Origin of the sequence: Cryobacterium tepidiphilum (genome assembly GCF_003716325.1) — a bacterium.
GTDB classification, from domain to species: domain Bacteria; phylum Actinomycetota; class Actinomycetes; order Actinomycetales; family Microbacteriaceae; genus Cryobacterium; species Cryobacterium tepidiphilum.
In genome coordinates this window covers 180,751-194,541 of the sequence record NZ_RDSR01000004.1, presented here as the reverse complement: position 1 = coordinate 194,541, position 13,791 = coordinate 180,751, and the positions used below count along the sequence as shown (strand labels likewise).

The 13,791-nt window shown below is 68.6% G+C and carries 13 protein-coding genes; 7 read left to right on the top strand and 6 right to left on the bottom strand.

What is annotated here, in order from left to right:
- Positions 1 to 96 precede the first annotated feature (96 nt).
- Positions 97 to 903: an oxygenase MpaB family protein gene (locus EEJ31_RS04240; protein WP_123045040.1), complete on the bottom strand. Its 807-nt coding sequence runs from the start codon at positions 901 to 903 to the stop codon at positions 97 to 99.
- A gap of 147 nt (positions 904 to 1,050) precedes the next feature.
- Here EEJ31_RS04240 and EEJ31_RS04235 point away from each other — a divergent pair, with 147 nt between their 5' ends.
- Positions 1,051 to 1,614 (top strand): YceI family protein, encoded by a 564-nt coding sequence (locus EEJ31_RS04235; protein WP_199727264.1) that lies wholly within the window; start codon positions 1,051 to 1,053, stop codon positions 1,612 to 1,614.
- Here the strand turns inward: EEJ31_RS04235 and EEJ31_RS04230 are convergent.
- From EEJ31_RS04230 to sepH, 4 genes are read right to left on the bottom strand one after another with little or no spacing between them, the layout of a single operon-like run.
- Positions 1,577 to 2,284, bottom strand: a complete 708-nt coding sequence (locus EEJ31_RS04230; RefSeq protein ID WP_123045039.1) for a TMEM175 family protein — start codon at positions 2,282 to 2,284, stop codon at positions 1,577 to 1,579. The genes EEJ31_RS04235 and EEJ31_RS04230 overlap by 38 nt on opposite strands.
- A gap of 9 nt (positions 2,285 to 2,293) precedes the next feature.
- A complete protein-coding gene (locus tag EEJ31_RS04225; RefSeq protein WP_123045059.1) occupies positions 2,294 to 3,328 on the bottom strand; it encodes an FUSC family protein in 1,035 nt (344 codons plus the stop codon).
- Between the two features lie 2 nt (positions 3,329 to 3,330).
- Positions 3,331 to 4,518, bottom strand: a complete 1,188-nt coding sequence (locus tag EEJ31_RS04220) for a winged helix DNA-binding domain-containing protein (protein WP_148040123.1) — start codon at positions 4,516 to 4,518, stop codon at positions 3,331 to 3,333.
- Positions 4,519 to 4,534: 16 nt separating this feature from the next.
- Entirely contained in the window at positions 4,535 to 5,710 is a 1,176-nt protein-coding gene (gene sepH / locus EEJ31_RS04215) for a septation protein SepH (RefSeq protein WP_123045037.1), read from the bottom strand.
- Positions 5,711 to 5,909: 199 nt separating this feature from the next.
- Between sepH and EEJ31_RS04210 the strand changes: the two genes are divergently transcribed.
- Complete coding sequence (locus EEJ31_RS04210; protein WP_123045058.1) at positions 5,910 to 6,203, top strand: DUF4193 domain-containing protein; 294 nt, start codon at positions 5,910 to 5,912, stop codon at positions 6,201 to 6,203.
- Positions 6,204 to 6,221: 18 nt separating this feature from the next.
- On the opposite strand, the gene EEJ31_RS04205 is transcribed toward EEJ31_RS04210, so the two are convergent.
- Complete coding sequence (locus EEJ31_RS04205) at positions 6,222 to 6,677, bottom strand: DUF3093 domain-containing protein (protein WP_123045036.1); 456 nt, start codon at positions 6,675 to 6,677, stop codon at positions 6,222 to 6,224.
- Positions 6,678 to 6,715: 38 nt separating this feature from the next.
- Between EEJ31_RS04205 and dut the strand changes: the two genes are divergently transcribed.
- From dut to dxs, 5 genes are all read left to right on the top strand, one after another.
- A complete protein-coding gene (dut, locus tag EEJ31_RS04200) occupies positions 6,716 to 7,189 on the top strand; it encodes a dUTP diphosphatase (RefSeq protein WP_123045035.1) in 474 nt (157 codons plus the stop codon).
- On the top strand, positions 7,186 to 7,803 hold the full coding sequence (locus tag EEJ31_RS04195) for a DUF3710 domain-containing protein (protein WP_123045034.1): 618 nt from the start codon (positions 7,186 to 7,188) through the stop codon (positions 7,801 to 7,803). The genes dut and EEJ31_RS04195 overlap by 4 nt, the downstream gene beginning before the upstream one ends.
- Positions 7,804 to 7,870: 67 nt before the next feature.
- A complete protein-coding gene (locus EEJ31_RS04190; protein WP_123045033.1) occupies positions 7,871 to 8,608 on the top strand; it encodes a DUF3159 domain-containing protein in 738 nt (245 codons plus the stop codon).
- A 155-nt stretch (positions 8,609 to 8,763) separates the two neighbouring features.
- Positions 8,764 to 11,637: an aconitate hydratase AcnA gene (gene acnA / locus EEJ31_RS04185; protein WP_123045032.1), complete on the top strand. Its 2,874-nt coding sequence runs from the start codon at positions 8,764 to 8,766 to the stop codon at positions 11,635 to 11,637.
- A gap of 83 nt (positions 11,638 to 11,720) precedes the next feature.
- Positions 11,721 to 13,676, top strand: coding sequence for a 1-deoxy-D-xylulose-5-phosphate synthase (gene dxs / locus EEJ31_RS04180; RefSeq protein ID WP_123045031.1), 1,956 nt, complete (start codon positions 11,721 to 11,723; stop codon positions 13,674 to 13,676).
- Positions 13,677 to 13,791 lie beyond the last annotated feature (115 nt).

Genomic DNA, 13,791 nt, shown 5'->3' with positions numbered 1-13,791 from the left:
TACCGAGGACGAGTACCGAGGACGAGTACCGAGGACGAGTACCGAGGCCCGCAAGCGGCCCGCTGACCTGATCCGAGCACCCGCGAGCAGATGCGATCAGCCGCCGCTGTTGCCGGCCGCCGCGCGACCGTCGGCGAGCACCTGCCGCCGCAACTGCCGCAGGTAGTGGCGCTTCGGCCACTGCCGAAGCAGCCGGGGGAGACGCGGATACACGCCACGCGTCACCGCTATCACGGTGTTGAACAGCCACTGTTGCCGCCTGGTCCAGCCGAACCCGAACAGGTCGCGAACAGCCGGGGGTAGGAGACCCAGGGTGAGGAGCCTGGCGAGCGGCATCGTCGCCCGCAGCGGCAGCGGGCCGATTGGCGGCCACAGCAACTGGTGCGCGACGCGACGCGTGGCGGCATCCGTTGTCAGCTGCCCCACCTGCTCGGCCCAGTAGCGCTCGAACGCGGTGCGGTCGGGCGGCCACAGACCGAGGGGCACCTGCAACGCCGTGCCCAGGTCCGCATAGGCAGCGTAGAGCCGGTCGGCGAGCACGTCGTCGGCCGCTCCGAACACGTGCCGGTGCACGGTCATCGCCGTGTCGTAGAGGGTCGCAGCCACCCAGAGCTGCAGCTTCGGGTCGAACGCCGTGTAGGGCGGCGACCCGGCCTTACTGTGCACGGGGCGGTGCGCGCTGCTCACGCGGCGACGCACGAAGGCGATCTCCTCGGGCGTGCCGAACGCCACCGCATACACAAAGGTGAGCGTGGCGTGCAGGCGGTCGAGCGGGCGCGAGGCGAAGTCACTGTGCTCCGCGACCCCGCGACCCACGCCCGGGTTCGCGATCTGCAAGAGGATCGCGCGTCCGGCGCCGGCGATGAGCACCGCCTCGGCCGCGGCATCGGGCATGGCTGGCATCGCACCTCCCGTCTCGACCGACGAGCCTAACCCGCCACGCTGGCAGTCCCGAAAGAATTCCGACGGATGCGGAATATCCCGCACTTCTATGCACTTGCATATACCTGTGGGCAGCACGAGCGCCCGCCACAACGTAGAGGAGAACGCATGAGCGACATCATCACCACCGAGATCCCCGGATACAAGGCCGGCACCTGGACGATCGACCCCACGCACAGCGAGGTCGGGTTCAGCATCCGCCACATCATGATCAGCAAGGTGAAGGGAAAGTTCGAACAGTTCAACGCCACGTTCGTCACCGCACCGAACCCGCTCGACTCCACCGTCACGGCATCCGCTGTCGTCGCCTCGATCAACACCAACGAGCCCAACCGCGACGGCCACCTGCGCACCGGCGACTTCTTCGACGCCGAGACCTACCCGACCATCGACTTCGTCTCGACCGGCGTTCGCCAGGTCAAGGGCGACTTCCTCGTTGACGGTGACCTCACCATCAAGGGCGTGACCAAGCCCGTCACCTTCGAGTTCGAGTTCGGCGGCTTCGGCGGCGACCCCTACGGCAACTACAAGGCCGGCGCGTCCGCCCGCACCGAGATCAACCGTGAGGACTTCGGCCTCACCTACAACGCAGCCCTCGAGACCGGCGGCGTGCTCCTCGGCGAGAAGGTGACGATCACCCTCGAGCTGCAGGCGGTTCTGAACCAGGACTAGCGTCTCGCACGATCCCCGCATGCCGCAGCAGCTGCGAGATGACGGGATCGAGTGCGAACAGCAGGAAGGCGAACGAGCCGATGAGGCTCGACAACGCGACGACCGCGGTGGCGATGGCCACCGCGGTCACTGCGTTGACCCGGCTGTTGTGCACCAGCACCTCCGACATGTCGTCGAGGAACCCGCGCCCGGGCGCGCTCGCATAGAACCACTGCCAGGCGCTCAGCACCACGACGGCGAGGAACACCACCGGCAGCGCCATCCGCCCGGCCAGGTAGTCGCTGAAGTCGTCGTTGAGACTCGTGACGAACGGAACCAGGACCACACCGAGCAGCCTGAGGGTGTTCAGCCAGATCAGCGCGCCGTCGACGCGCACGATGTGCTCGAACTGCCGCACGTGGATCGACCAGAGCAGCCCCAGCAGCAAGAAACTGATGGCGACATTGAGCACAGACGGCGCGATCGCCACAAGCGCGTCGACGAGGTCACGCTCAGAGGCGATGCGGCCGAAGTCGGCCGTGCTCATGTCGAGCACGAGCAGCGTCGCCGCGATGGCGAAGACGCCGTCGGTGAAGCCCTCCAGGCGACGGGTCGACACCGGTTGACGATCGATGTCAGCGGCCGCAGCGGATGCGCGTTCCCTCGCTGACGTCGTCGTCCGTGCGCGCATGGCCGCAGCCTACTCGCCGAGGATCTCCTCGCGCACCCGGCGCAGGTCCTCCATCAGCGAGCCGATCAGGATCCAGTGCTGCGGGTGCGGGGTCGCGATCCTCAGCGGAGCGGTCAGGGCAAGCTCCTCCTGGCGGCCCCGATCGCTGGCGACGGTCGATTCAGTGTCGCGGGCCAGCAGTCGCAGGTCATGCACGGCCCGCTCCAGCTCGAGGGAGAATGCCTGCACGGTCGGCTCGAGGTGGAGTGCGTCGTCGTAATGGTCGCGGAGCGCCCGCGTCATGCCGATCGTTCGCGTGACCAGGCTGCGCAGTCGAGAGAGGAGTGCCTTGTCGGTGGCGAGCTGCTCCCGGGGTTTCGCCTGCCGTGGGTTGAGGGTGAGGCTCTCCTCGGCCTCCGTGACCGCCTTGTCGCTGGCGACGAGCATCGGACGCAGCAGTCGGGCTGTGATCATGAGCTCCTGCAGCGCCGCTTCGGACTGCGGAACGCGCAGCGCCGTCGCCACCCGCTCAAGGGTCTGCGCGACCTCCTCGGCCAGCAGGGTGATGGACTCGTGGGCCGGCCCGAGCAGCACCGGCGGCACGATCAGGAGGTTTACCACGAGCGCGATCGCCGCCCCGAGCACGGTCTCGATGATGCGGTCCAGAGCATAGTTCGGGGTGTTGGCACCGATGGCGAGCACCAGCATGGCACTGATCGGAATTTGGTTGGAGGATCCCGGCGTGAGCCGAAGCGCCCACGCGAGCAGGATGCACAGCACGATGGTGAGCAGCACGATCCAGGTCGACTGCCCGAACAGCAGTCCGATGCCGAGGGCGACCAGCACTCCGCCGATCACCCCGAGGCTGCGTTCCACCGCCTTGCCCACTGACTGGTTGATGCTCGGCTGCACGACGAGCAGCGCGGCGATCGCCGCGAAGATCGGGAGCGCCGTCGGCAGCAGCATCTGGGCGATCACCCACGCCAGGATGGTCGCCACCGAGGTCTTCACCACTTGCACAAGCGGCAGCCGGTTCTTGGCTCTCAGGTTCGCGATCCAGCGCACCTTCACAGGCTAGCGTCACCGCCGTTCACTGCCGCGGGTGTGACGCTGATGGTCGTCCCCAGAAAGTGCGAGTAGCGACGGATGCTGCGCTCAAAGCCCGCCAGGCGTCGTTGCGACAGCGCCGCGAACGGCTCCGGCCGCACTCCCAGTGACCGGGCGGCGCGCGTGGTGCGCCACGTGCCTGCGATCCGTCCTCCCGCAACCATGATGGGCAGGAACATGCCGTTCTTCCCGGGAACCACCCGCTCGAACAGCTCGGCATCGATGACGTGGTCGCGGTTCTGATAGCCGAGCAGGTACTCGTCGAAAGCCGGCAGCGCGAGGACGGCGTCGCGCGGCGGAGGCGGCGATGAGAACGCCGCGTGGGTGTTCGCGTGGGTGTTCGCGTCTGTGTTCGCGTCTGTGTTCGCGTTGGTGTTCGCGTTCGTGTCGGACTCGTAATAGAGGGTCACGTCGCCCAGCCGCAGCTCGCCGAGCCGATCGCCGGCTACCGCCAGCGCGGTTTTCGCGTCGATCATGGTCAGTTGCGACCACCACGCGAAGTCCTTGAGGGTCGCCGGGCCGTGGCCGCGCAGGTAGCGCACGAGAAACTCGCCGAGGGCCTCGTCCCGCTCGAGCATGCGCGGTTCGCGCACCCACTCATCCAAGAGAACCAGCACCTGGGCCGTCCCCTCCGTCCGGCCCCAGCACAGCGTTCCGGTCTGCGCGAGGTGCCAGATCAGGTGGTAGCCGCGCTGGCCGGCGGTGTCGATCCCGTTCTCTTCCAGCGTCCGGAGGAATCCGGCCCGGGTCAGTTCGTGCCCACCCTCGAGGGCGCCCACAGCAACCTCCCGCGCCCGCTCGACATCGTGCTCGTCGATCCCGAGTTGGGCCCGCCGGGTGCGCTGTTTGGCGAGCAGGCGTGGCGTGGTGAGCGCCAGCATCCAGCCGAGCTCTGCCGGCGGCACGAAATGGAGGGTGCCGCGCATGGGCCAGGAGCGCACGATGCTGCCGTTGTCGATCGCCGCCGACACGTCGGCGGCCGTGGAGGCGGGGGAGCGCACGCCGAGCGCCCAGAAGGCCGCACGGAAGTCCTGGGCCTGCACCGCGAGCATCCGCTCGACGACGGCCGCGGGTGATGGCAGGCCGTCACCGGCCAGTCCGTGCGCACGCAGGCGTAGAGCGAGGACGTCCTGTCTGGAAGCGCGCACCCCTCGGGGAGCCGGCTCAGGCCGGGTCGTCGTCGGTGGTGCGCGCGCCGAAGACGATCTCGTCCCAGCTCGGCATCGACGCGCGGCCTCGCTTGGCGTGGCCGCCGCCGGCGTTCCTGGCCTGCGCCTTCGCCGCCGTTGCCGCCCAGATATTGGGCCGCGCCTGTGGGGCCGCCGCGGGTGGTTCGGCGCCGGGCTTGGCCGGCGCCGGAGCCTCGTCGGCGACCGACTCGTTCAGGCTGCTGATGTCGTAGGGCGCCGTCTCTTCCAGTACCTGCACCGGGCCGGTGCGGGGGGCCGCTTCGCCGCCCTCGGATGCCGCGCCGTGGGATGCGCCGTGCTCGCTGTGTCCGGCGGCCTCGCGCTCGCCCCGACGGCGACGCAAGGCCTTCAGCAGGTCGGCGGTCTCGCTCATGCCTTGCGCCGGCTCATCCGCTCGCTTGATGGCCGCGCGCGACACGGCGTCGGTCGTCGTGATCTTGTGCCCGTAGGGGATGGGCTCGACATGGCCCGCCGCCTCCGGCGCCTCGTCGGTCAGTGGCTCCTTGAAGGTGAAGGCGGCGCTGTCGAAGCGGGACGCCTCGAGACCGGTGTCCGGCCCCACGGCGCGCAGGCGCGGGATCAGCCCGCCCTTCAGTTCGCCCTGCTGGGACAGGGCGATCGCCTCGCCGCCCAGTGGGGAGAGCAGGTTCTTCTTCGGGTCGAACGACCAGCGCGCATCGTGGTCGATCTCATCGGCGGTGAAGGAGACCTTCACGATCCAACCGGCGTCGGGTTCCTTCCAGCTCGCCCAGCGCTCGTTCTGCGCACCAAGCGATGCCAGGCGCTCACGGATGACGGTGCCGAAGTTCACTTCCTCGTCGGCCGGGTCGGGCTCGGGTGAGGCGTGCACCGGCACGCTCAGGGCAGAGGCCACCATGTGCTCCCGCTCGGCCACGATCGGGCCCTCGAAGCGGCGCACGTACTCCACCGAGGCGCCGGTCACGGCCGCGACGTCGTCCGCCGACATGCCGGAACGGATGTGCGCCTGGATCTCCTTGGGCGACAGCTTCGGGCCCGTCGTCGAGTCAGCCTGCGACTGGCGGATCCGGGACTGGAGAACCTCATCGATGACGATTCGGAAACGATCACCCTCTTCGCTCGCTGCGAGCAGCGCGCCGTTCTCGACTCCGATAACCTTCAATTCCTGCATGGCGAAAGCCCTCTCGCGATCACTGGTTCGCCCAAGAATGTCACGATCTCACCCGTTTTCGGGGAATACGGCGGGCGTGCCGAAAGTTGACGATGGAGCCGACCTTGGTGGCCTGTAGTGGGGTTTGCTATTCCACCCGGAATAGTGCAAACTATGGCCGCCGATTTGGTTTGATCGGCGCTACTTGAAATGGATGGGCATGGCAACCGATTACGACGCACCGCGCAAGAACGAAGACGACTCGGAGTCGATCGAGGCCCTGAAGGAGCGCGTACCCGACAAGATGTCAGGGGTCGTGGACGTCGATGACGCCGACAACCCCGGTGGCTTCGAACTGCCCGGTGCCGACCTCTCCGACCTCGACCTCGACGTCGTCGTGCTGCCTCCGCAGGCCGACGAGTTCACCTGTGTCTCGTGCTTCCTCGTCAAGCACCGCTCGCAGGTCTCGCACGAGACAAAGCTCGGCCCGATCTGCCTGGAGTGCGCCGCCTAGGGCGGTGAATGCGGAGCATCAGCTCCCTGGAACTGGCCGTCGCGATCCGTTGATCGCGGCGGCCAGTTTCTGTGGGTGCCGCGTGGACACCAGCCAGTAGGGGGCAGGGTCGTCTGGATCGAGGATGGGGATACGCACCACCGGCTGCACCCAGCCGCGCAGCAGCAGCCAGGCACGGGCGTCAAGCCGGGGGCCGCGTTCCTGCGTCGCCTCCGCGTCGGCGAACGCCTCTGCCTCCCCGAGCAGGTTCACGTCGATCTGTGCCGGCCCGCAGGTGAGGCGCCCGTCGCGCACATCGAGCGTGGGCGCAGACAGGAGAAGGAGCACCACGCAGCCGACGTACAGCACGATCGCCGTCACGATGCCCGCGATCAGCGAGATGGGCAGGAAGACCAGCAGGCTGGCGGGTATGACGAGCGCGGTGGCCACGAACAGCCACGGCGCCGGCCACAGTTTCTCGTGATATTCCGGCATGGCTCTATTCGATCAGATATCTGCACTACCCTCGACACGTGGTAGAAACCGTCGAAGTCCTTATCAACGCGCCCGCCATACCGCAGTACGCCCACCCAGGAGATGCCGGTGCCGACCTGCACGCGACCGCGTCGGTGGAGCTGGCGCCGGGGGAGCGGGCGATGGTCCCCACCGGGGTGTCCATCGCACTGCCAGACGGCTACGCCGCCTTCGTCGTCCCGCGCAGCGGCCTCGCCAGTAAGCACGGCATCACGGTGGTCAACTCGCCGGGCACAGTGGATGCCGGCTACCGCGGCGAGATCAAGGTCACCCTTCTCAACACGGACCGCACAGAACCGTATGCCATCTCCGCGGGAGACCGCATCGCCCAGCTGGTGATCATGCCCGTGGTTCGGGCGCGTTTCGTCCCCGTGGAGAAGCTGCCCGGCAGCCAGCGCGGCGAGGGGGGATTCGGATCCACCGGCTACGCCACCGCGGGGCAGAACCCGAACCAGTCAGGAGCAACCTCATGAGCGACATCCCAGGCGACATCCCCGAACCGATGCCGAAGTCCGCACCGGAGGACCGCGAGACCGAGGGCCCGTTCGACGAGTCCGAAGCCAACCCCGTGCGGCCCTACGTCGACCTCGGCGGCATCAAGATCCTGCCGCGCGAAGGCCTCCACCTCCGCCTCGAGATCGAGGAGGAGAGCAAGCGCGTCGTGGCCGTCGGCCTCGACTACGCGGAGTCCACCCTCCAGGTGCAGCCGTTCGCCGCGCCGCGTTCCAGCGGGCTGTGGCACGAGATCCGCGACCAGATCGCCGACCAGATCGGTAAGCAGGGCGGCTCGACCAGCCTGCGCGAAGGGCCGTTCGGTCCCGAACTCGTCGCGGAGATCCCCGTGGCCGCCGGCCAGGGAGCCACCGGCACCACCCGCCTGGCCCGTTTCATCGGCGTCGACGGCCCGCGCTGGTTCCTCCGCGGCGTGATCGCCGGCGAAGGCGCCGTCAACGCGGAGGCCGCGGCAAAGATCGACGAACTGTTCCGCAGCCTCGTCGTCGTGCGTGGCACCACGCCCATGCCGCCGCGGGACCTGATCCCGCTGCGGATGCCGACGGCCCCGAGCGGCGAGACCGCCGAGGCGTGACCCGCGGCATCCGCCTATGCGCACCGAACGCCTGTGCGCACCGAACGTCTGTGAGCCTCGAACCCCTATGAGCACCGAACCCGAACGCGTCCCACAGCCAGACGAGCAGCCCGCCGTGCCCACCGCGCTCGGTGACAGCCTCGCGCAGGCCGCACGGCGCGCGGGCTTCGGAGCGGCGACCGATACCGAGCCGATCACCGGCCACGTGCTCCTGGGCGCCATGGGCGGCATCCGTGGCATCGTCGAAGCGGTGCTGCCCGGCCTGGTCTTCGTGGTGCTGTACACCCTCACCCGAGACCTCGTGCTGTCGCTCGCCGCCCCCGTAGCGCTCGGCGTTCTCTTCGTGCTCGCGAGGCTCCTGCAGCGCCAGCCGGTGACGCCGGCGCTCGGCGGCCTCGCCGGCATCGGGATCAGCGCCGTCCTGTCGCTCATCACCGGACGCGCTGAGGACTTCTACGTCACCGGTTTTCTCACCAATGCCGCATACGCGCTCGCGTTCCTCGTCTCCGCCGTCGTCGGCTGGCCGCTCATCGGACTCGCCGTGGGCTTCCTCATGGGTGACGGGGTGGCCTGGCGCGGCGACCCGGTGAAGCGCCGCGTGCTCACGATCCTCACCTACTGCTGGGCCGGGCTGTTCCTCCTGCGCCTGGCGGTCGAACTCCCGCTGTACTTCTCCGGCAACATCGCCTGGCTCGGCGCCATGAAGCTGCTCATGGGCATCCCGTTGTACGCGCCGCTTCTGGTCGTCTCGTGGCTCGTCGTCCGTTCGCTCTACCGTGAGCGTGTGACCCCGCGAGTGGACTAGAGTTATCTCGACGTCGAGATAGTTTGGCGTGGGTGGACCTGCCGCTTCCGCGGCACGCGGCTTAGGCTAGCCTTGCTGGACGAGCGGGCCCGGGGCCACGAACATTGAGAACGGCCGGCGGCTCCCCGCCAGCTTCCTACGAAGGAGAGGGAATCGTGCCAACACTATCGGCGCAACCGAATCCGGAGCCGACCAAGACTGCGGTCAACAGCTTCGGAGCCAAAGACACCCTGAAGGTCGGCTCGAACGAGTATGAGATCTTCCGCCTGGACGCGGTCCCTGGCTACGAGAAGCTTCCGTACAGCCTCAAGGTGCTGCTGGAGAACCTCCTCCGCACGGAGGACGGCGCCAACATCACCGAAGCGCACATCCGCGCCCTCGGCGACTGGGTTCCCACGGCCGAACCGAACACCGAGATCCAGTTCACGCCTGCCCGCGTGATCCTGCAGGACTTCACCGGTGTTCCCTGCATCGTCGACCTCGCCACGATGCGCGAGGCGGTCGTCGCCCTCGGCGGCGACGCCGAGAAGATCAACCCGCTCGCCCCCGCCGAGCTCGTCATCGACCACTCGGTCATCGCCGACCTCTTCGGCACCGAGAACGCCTTCGAGCGCAACGTCGAGATCGAGTACGAGCGCAACGGTGAGCGCTACCAGTTCCTGCGCTGGGGGCAGACCGCGTTCGACGACTTCAAGGTCGTCCCGCCGGGAACCGGCATCGTGCACCAGGTCAACATCGAGCACCTCGCCCGCGTCACCATGGTGCGCGAGGTGGGCGGCGCGGTCCAGGCCTACCCGGACACCTGCGTCGGCACCGACTCGCACACCACCATGGTCAACGGCCTCGGCGTTCTCGCCTGGGGCGTAGGCGGCATCGAGGCCGAGGCCGCCATGCTCGGCCAGCCCATCTCCATGCTCATCCCCAAGGTCGTCGGCTTCAAGCTGACCGGCACGATCCCCACCGGTGTGACGGCAACGGATATCGTGCTCACGATCACGCAGATGCTGCGCCGCCACGGCGTGGTCGGCAAGCTCGTCGAGTTCTACGGCTCCGGCGTCGCATCGGTGCCGCTCGCCAACCGCGCGACCATCGGCAACATGAGCCCCGAGTTCGGCTCCACCGCTGCCACGTTCCCGATCGACGACGTCACCCTCGACTACCTGCGCCTCACCGGGCGCAGCGCCGACCAGGTGGCTCTCGTCGAGGCATACGCCAAGGAGCAGAAGATGTGGCACGACCCCGACGTGGAGCCCGTCTACAGCGAGTACCTCGAGCTCGACCTCGGCACCGTCGTGCCGTCGATCGCGGGCCCGAAGCGCCCGCAGGACCGCATCGAGCTCTCCAAGGCGAAGGCCCAGTTCGAGCGCGACCTGGAGAACTACGCGCCGCTTCGCCTCTCCGGCGTCGACGCCTCCATCGAGGACTCCTTCCCGGCCTCCGACCCGCCCGGGCTCACGGCGCAGGACGAGCAGTCCGCGCACCGGCTCCGCGACACCACCGACGCGGACCGCGCGCCGGAGCAGACGCAGCGCCTCCTGAAGCGGCCCACCGACGTGACCCTCAAAGACGGCCGCGGTTTCACGATCGACAACGGTTCGGTCGCCATCGCCGCGATCACGTCGTGCACCAACACGTCGAACCCGTCTGTCATGCTCGCCGCCGGCCTCCTGGCGCGCAACGCCAACAAGAAGGGCCTGAAGTCGAAACCATGGGTGAAGACCACCCTGGCGCCGGGCTCGAAGGTCGTCACCGACTACTACGAGAAGGCCGGCCTCACCAGTCACCTCGAGGACCTGGGCTTCTACCTCGTCGGCTACGGCTGCACCACGTGTATCGGAAACTCGGGTCCGCTCGAGGACGAGATCTCCGCGGCCGTCAACCAGAACGACCTGGCCGTCACGGCGGTTCTCTCGGGCAACCGCAACTTCGAGGGCCGCATCCACCCCGACGTGAAGATGAACTACCTGGCGAGCCCGCCACTCGTGGTGGCGTACGCCCTCGCCGGCTCGATGGACTTCGACTTCGACAACGAGTCGCTGGGCACCGACACCGAGGGCAATGAGGTCTACCTCCGCGACATCTGGCCCGACCCGGCCGAGGTGCAGAAGACCATCGACGAGTCCATCGACTCCGAGATGTTCCTCCGCCAGTACGCGAGCGCCTTCGAGGGCGACGAACGCTGGAAGAGCCTGGCCACGCCCAGCAGCGCCACGTTCGAGTGGAACCCTGAGTCGACATACGTGCGTCGTCCCCCGTACTTCGAGGGAATGACCATGGAGCTCACCCCGGTGACGAACATCTCCGGCGCGCGCGTGCTGGCGAAGCTCGGCGACTCGGTCACGACCGACCACATCAGTCCCGCCGGTTCGATCAAGGCCGACAGCCCCGCCGGTAAGTACCTCGCCGCGCACGGCGTGGACCGCAAGGACTTCAACTCCTACGGATCCCGCCGCGGCAACCACGAGGTCATGATCCGCGGAACCTTCGCGAACATCCGCCTGAAGAACCTGCTCCTCGACGGCGTCGAGGGCGGCTTCACGCGCGACTTCACGAAGGCCGACGCACCGCAGGAGACGATCTACGACGCCTCCGAGAACTACCAGGCGCAGGGAACGCCGCTGGTGATCTTCGGCGGCAAGGAGTACGGCTCGGGTTCGTCGCGCGACTGGGCGGCCAAGGGCACCGTGCTCCTCGGCGTCAAGGCGGTCATCGCGGAGAGCTTCGAGCGCATCCACCGCTCGAACCTCATCGGCATGGGCGTCATTCCGCTCCAGTTCCCCGAGGGCGCGAGCGCTGACTCGCTCGGGCTCGATGGCACCGAGATCGTTTCGATCGAGGGCATCGAGGAACTGAACAACGGCGCAACGCCCAAGACCGTGCACGTCGTCGCCGCGCCGAGCGAGCACTCGCCCGCCGGCAAGCAGACGATCGAGTTCGACGCGGTCGTTCGCATCGACACCCCGGGTGAAGCGGACTACTACCGTAACGGCGGAATCCTGCAGTACGTGCTGCGTTCGCTGGCCGCGTAGCCAGGGAAGCCCCCTCTGGGCGGGCGCGTAGACTCGAGGCATTCGAGCTGCGCGTCCGCCCAGCTTCATGAAAGGCGGTTGGCATGACCCTTCTGGAGGCGATCACCGGTCCCCGCGACCTCGATGCTCTCTCGAAGGACCAGCTCGTGCAGCTCGCCGGCGAGATCCGCGACTTCCTGGTCGCTGAGATCGCGAAGACCGGCGGGCATCTCGGGCCCAACCTCGGCGTGGTCGAGACGACCATCGCCATCCACCGGGTCTTCGACTCGCCGCGCGACGCGATCGTCTTCGACACCGGGCACCAGTCCTACGTGCACAAGCTGCTCACCGGGCGGCAGGACTTCAGCCGGATGCGCCAGTCCGGAGGCCTGGCCGGCTACCCGCAGCGCAGCGAGTCCGAGCACGACATCGTCGAGAGCTCGCACGCCTCCAGTTCGCTGTCGTGGGCCGACGGCATCTCCCGCGCCTTCGAGATGACCGGCCAGCACGACCGGCACGTCATCGCCGTCGTCGGCGACGGCGCGCTCACCGGCGGAATGACCTGGGAAGCGCTCAACAACATCAGCGACGACAACAACCGTCGCCTGATCATCGTCGTCAACGACAACGGCCGCTCCTACGCGCCGACTATCGGCGGCATGGCGCGCTTCCTCAACACCGTCCGCACCCGCCGCAGCTACCGCGACCTCTACGTCACCAGCCGCAAGGCCTTCGACCACCTGGGCGCCCCCGGCCGCGCCGTGTATCGCGGCGTGCGCGGGGGCCTGCACGGCTTCCTCAGTCGGTTCACGAACAATGAGGCGCTCTACTCCAACCTCGATATCAAGTACATCGGCCCCGTCGACGGGCATGACGTCGAGGCGATGCAGGAGGCACTCCGGCAGGCCAAGCACTACGGCGCCCCGGTGATCGTGCACGCCATCACCCAGAAGGGCAAGGGCTACGACCCGGCCGTGCAGGACGTCGCCGACCAGTTCCACGCCGTCGGGCAGATCGACCCGGAGACCGGGGAATCGATCGAGTCCGCGACCGCGCCGTCCTGGACGTCCGTCTTCGCCGACGAGCTCGTGAAGCTCGCGGCCGCCAACGAACGACTCGTTGGCATCACGGCCGCGATGCTCCGGCCCACCGGGCTGCACCGCATGGCGGAGCGGTTCCCCGGGCGCGTGCACGACGTGGGCATCGCCGAGCAGCACGCCGCGACATCCGCTGCCGGCCTCGCCTTCGGCGGCCTGCACCCCGTCGTGGCCCTGTACGCCACCTTCATGAACCGCGCCTTCGACCAGGTGCTGATGGACGTCGCCCTGCACAAGGCCGGCGTCACCTTCGTGCTCGACCGCGCCGGCGTGACCGGGCCCGACGGTCCCAGCCACCACGGCATGTGGGACCTCTCGATCCTCCAGGTCGTGCCCGGCATCCGCCTCGCGGCCCCGCGTGACGCGCCCCGGCTGCGTGAGGAGCTCGCGGAGGCGGTGCGCGTGGAAGACGCGCCCACGGTCATCCGCTTCCCGAAGGGCGGCGTCGGGTCGGAACTGCCGGCCGTGCGCCGCCTCGACGACGGCGTCGACGTGCTCGCCGACGACCCCCGCCAGGACGTCCTGATCGTCGCCGTCGGACCCATGGCCGTGATCGCCCTCGATGTGGCCGGCCGGCTCACCGCGCAGGGCATCGGCGTCACCGTGGTGGACCCGCGCTGGGTGATCCCGGTGCCGCAGAGTGTCATTACGCTCGGCGCCCGGCACCGTCTGGTGGTGAGCATCGAGGACGGCGTGCGGGTCGGCGGCATCGGAACCCGCATCCGCCAGGACCTTCGCGGCGCCGGCGTCGATACCCCGGTCACCGAGCTGGGCCTCCCCGACGAATTCCTCGCGCACGGCTCGCGCGGCGAGATCCTGGCCGCGGCCGGGCTCACTCCCGAGCAGATCACAGCGGATGTCGCGGCGATGGTCGGCGGACGGAAGCTGCCCGTGGCGAGGCCCCTCGCCGCCGACGGCACCAACACCGGCTCCATCCCGATCGGCGTCCGCCCCGGCGCCTGACCGCGCCCCACGCGTCTGCACGCCGCGTCTGCACGCCGCGTCTGCACGGCGGGTCTGCCGCCGCGCCTGCAGGCCGCGTCTGCACGCCGCGTCTGACGCCGTCCGACCCACGGTC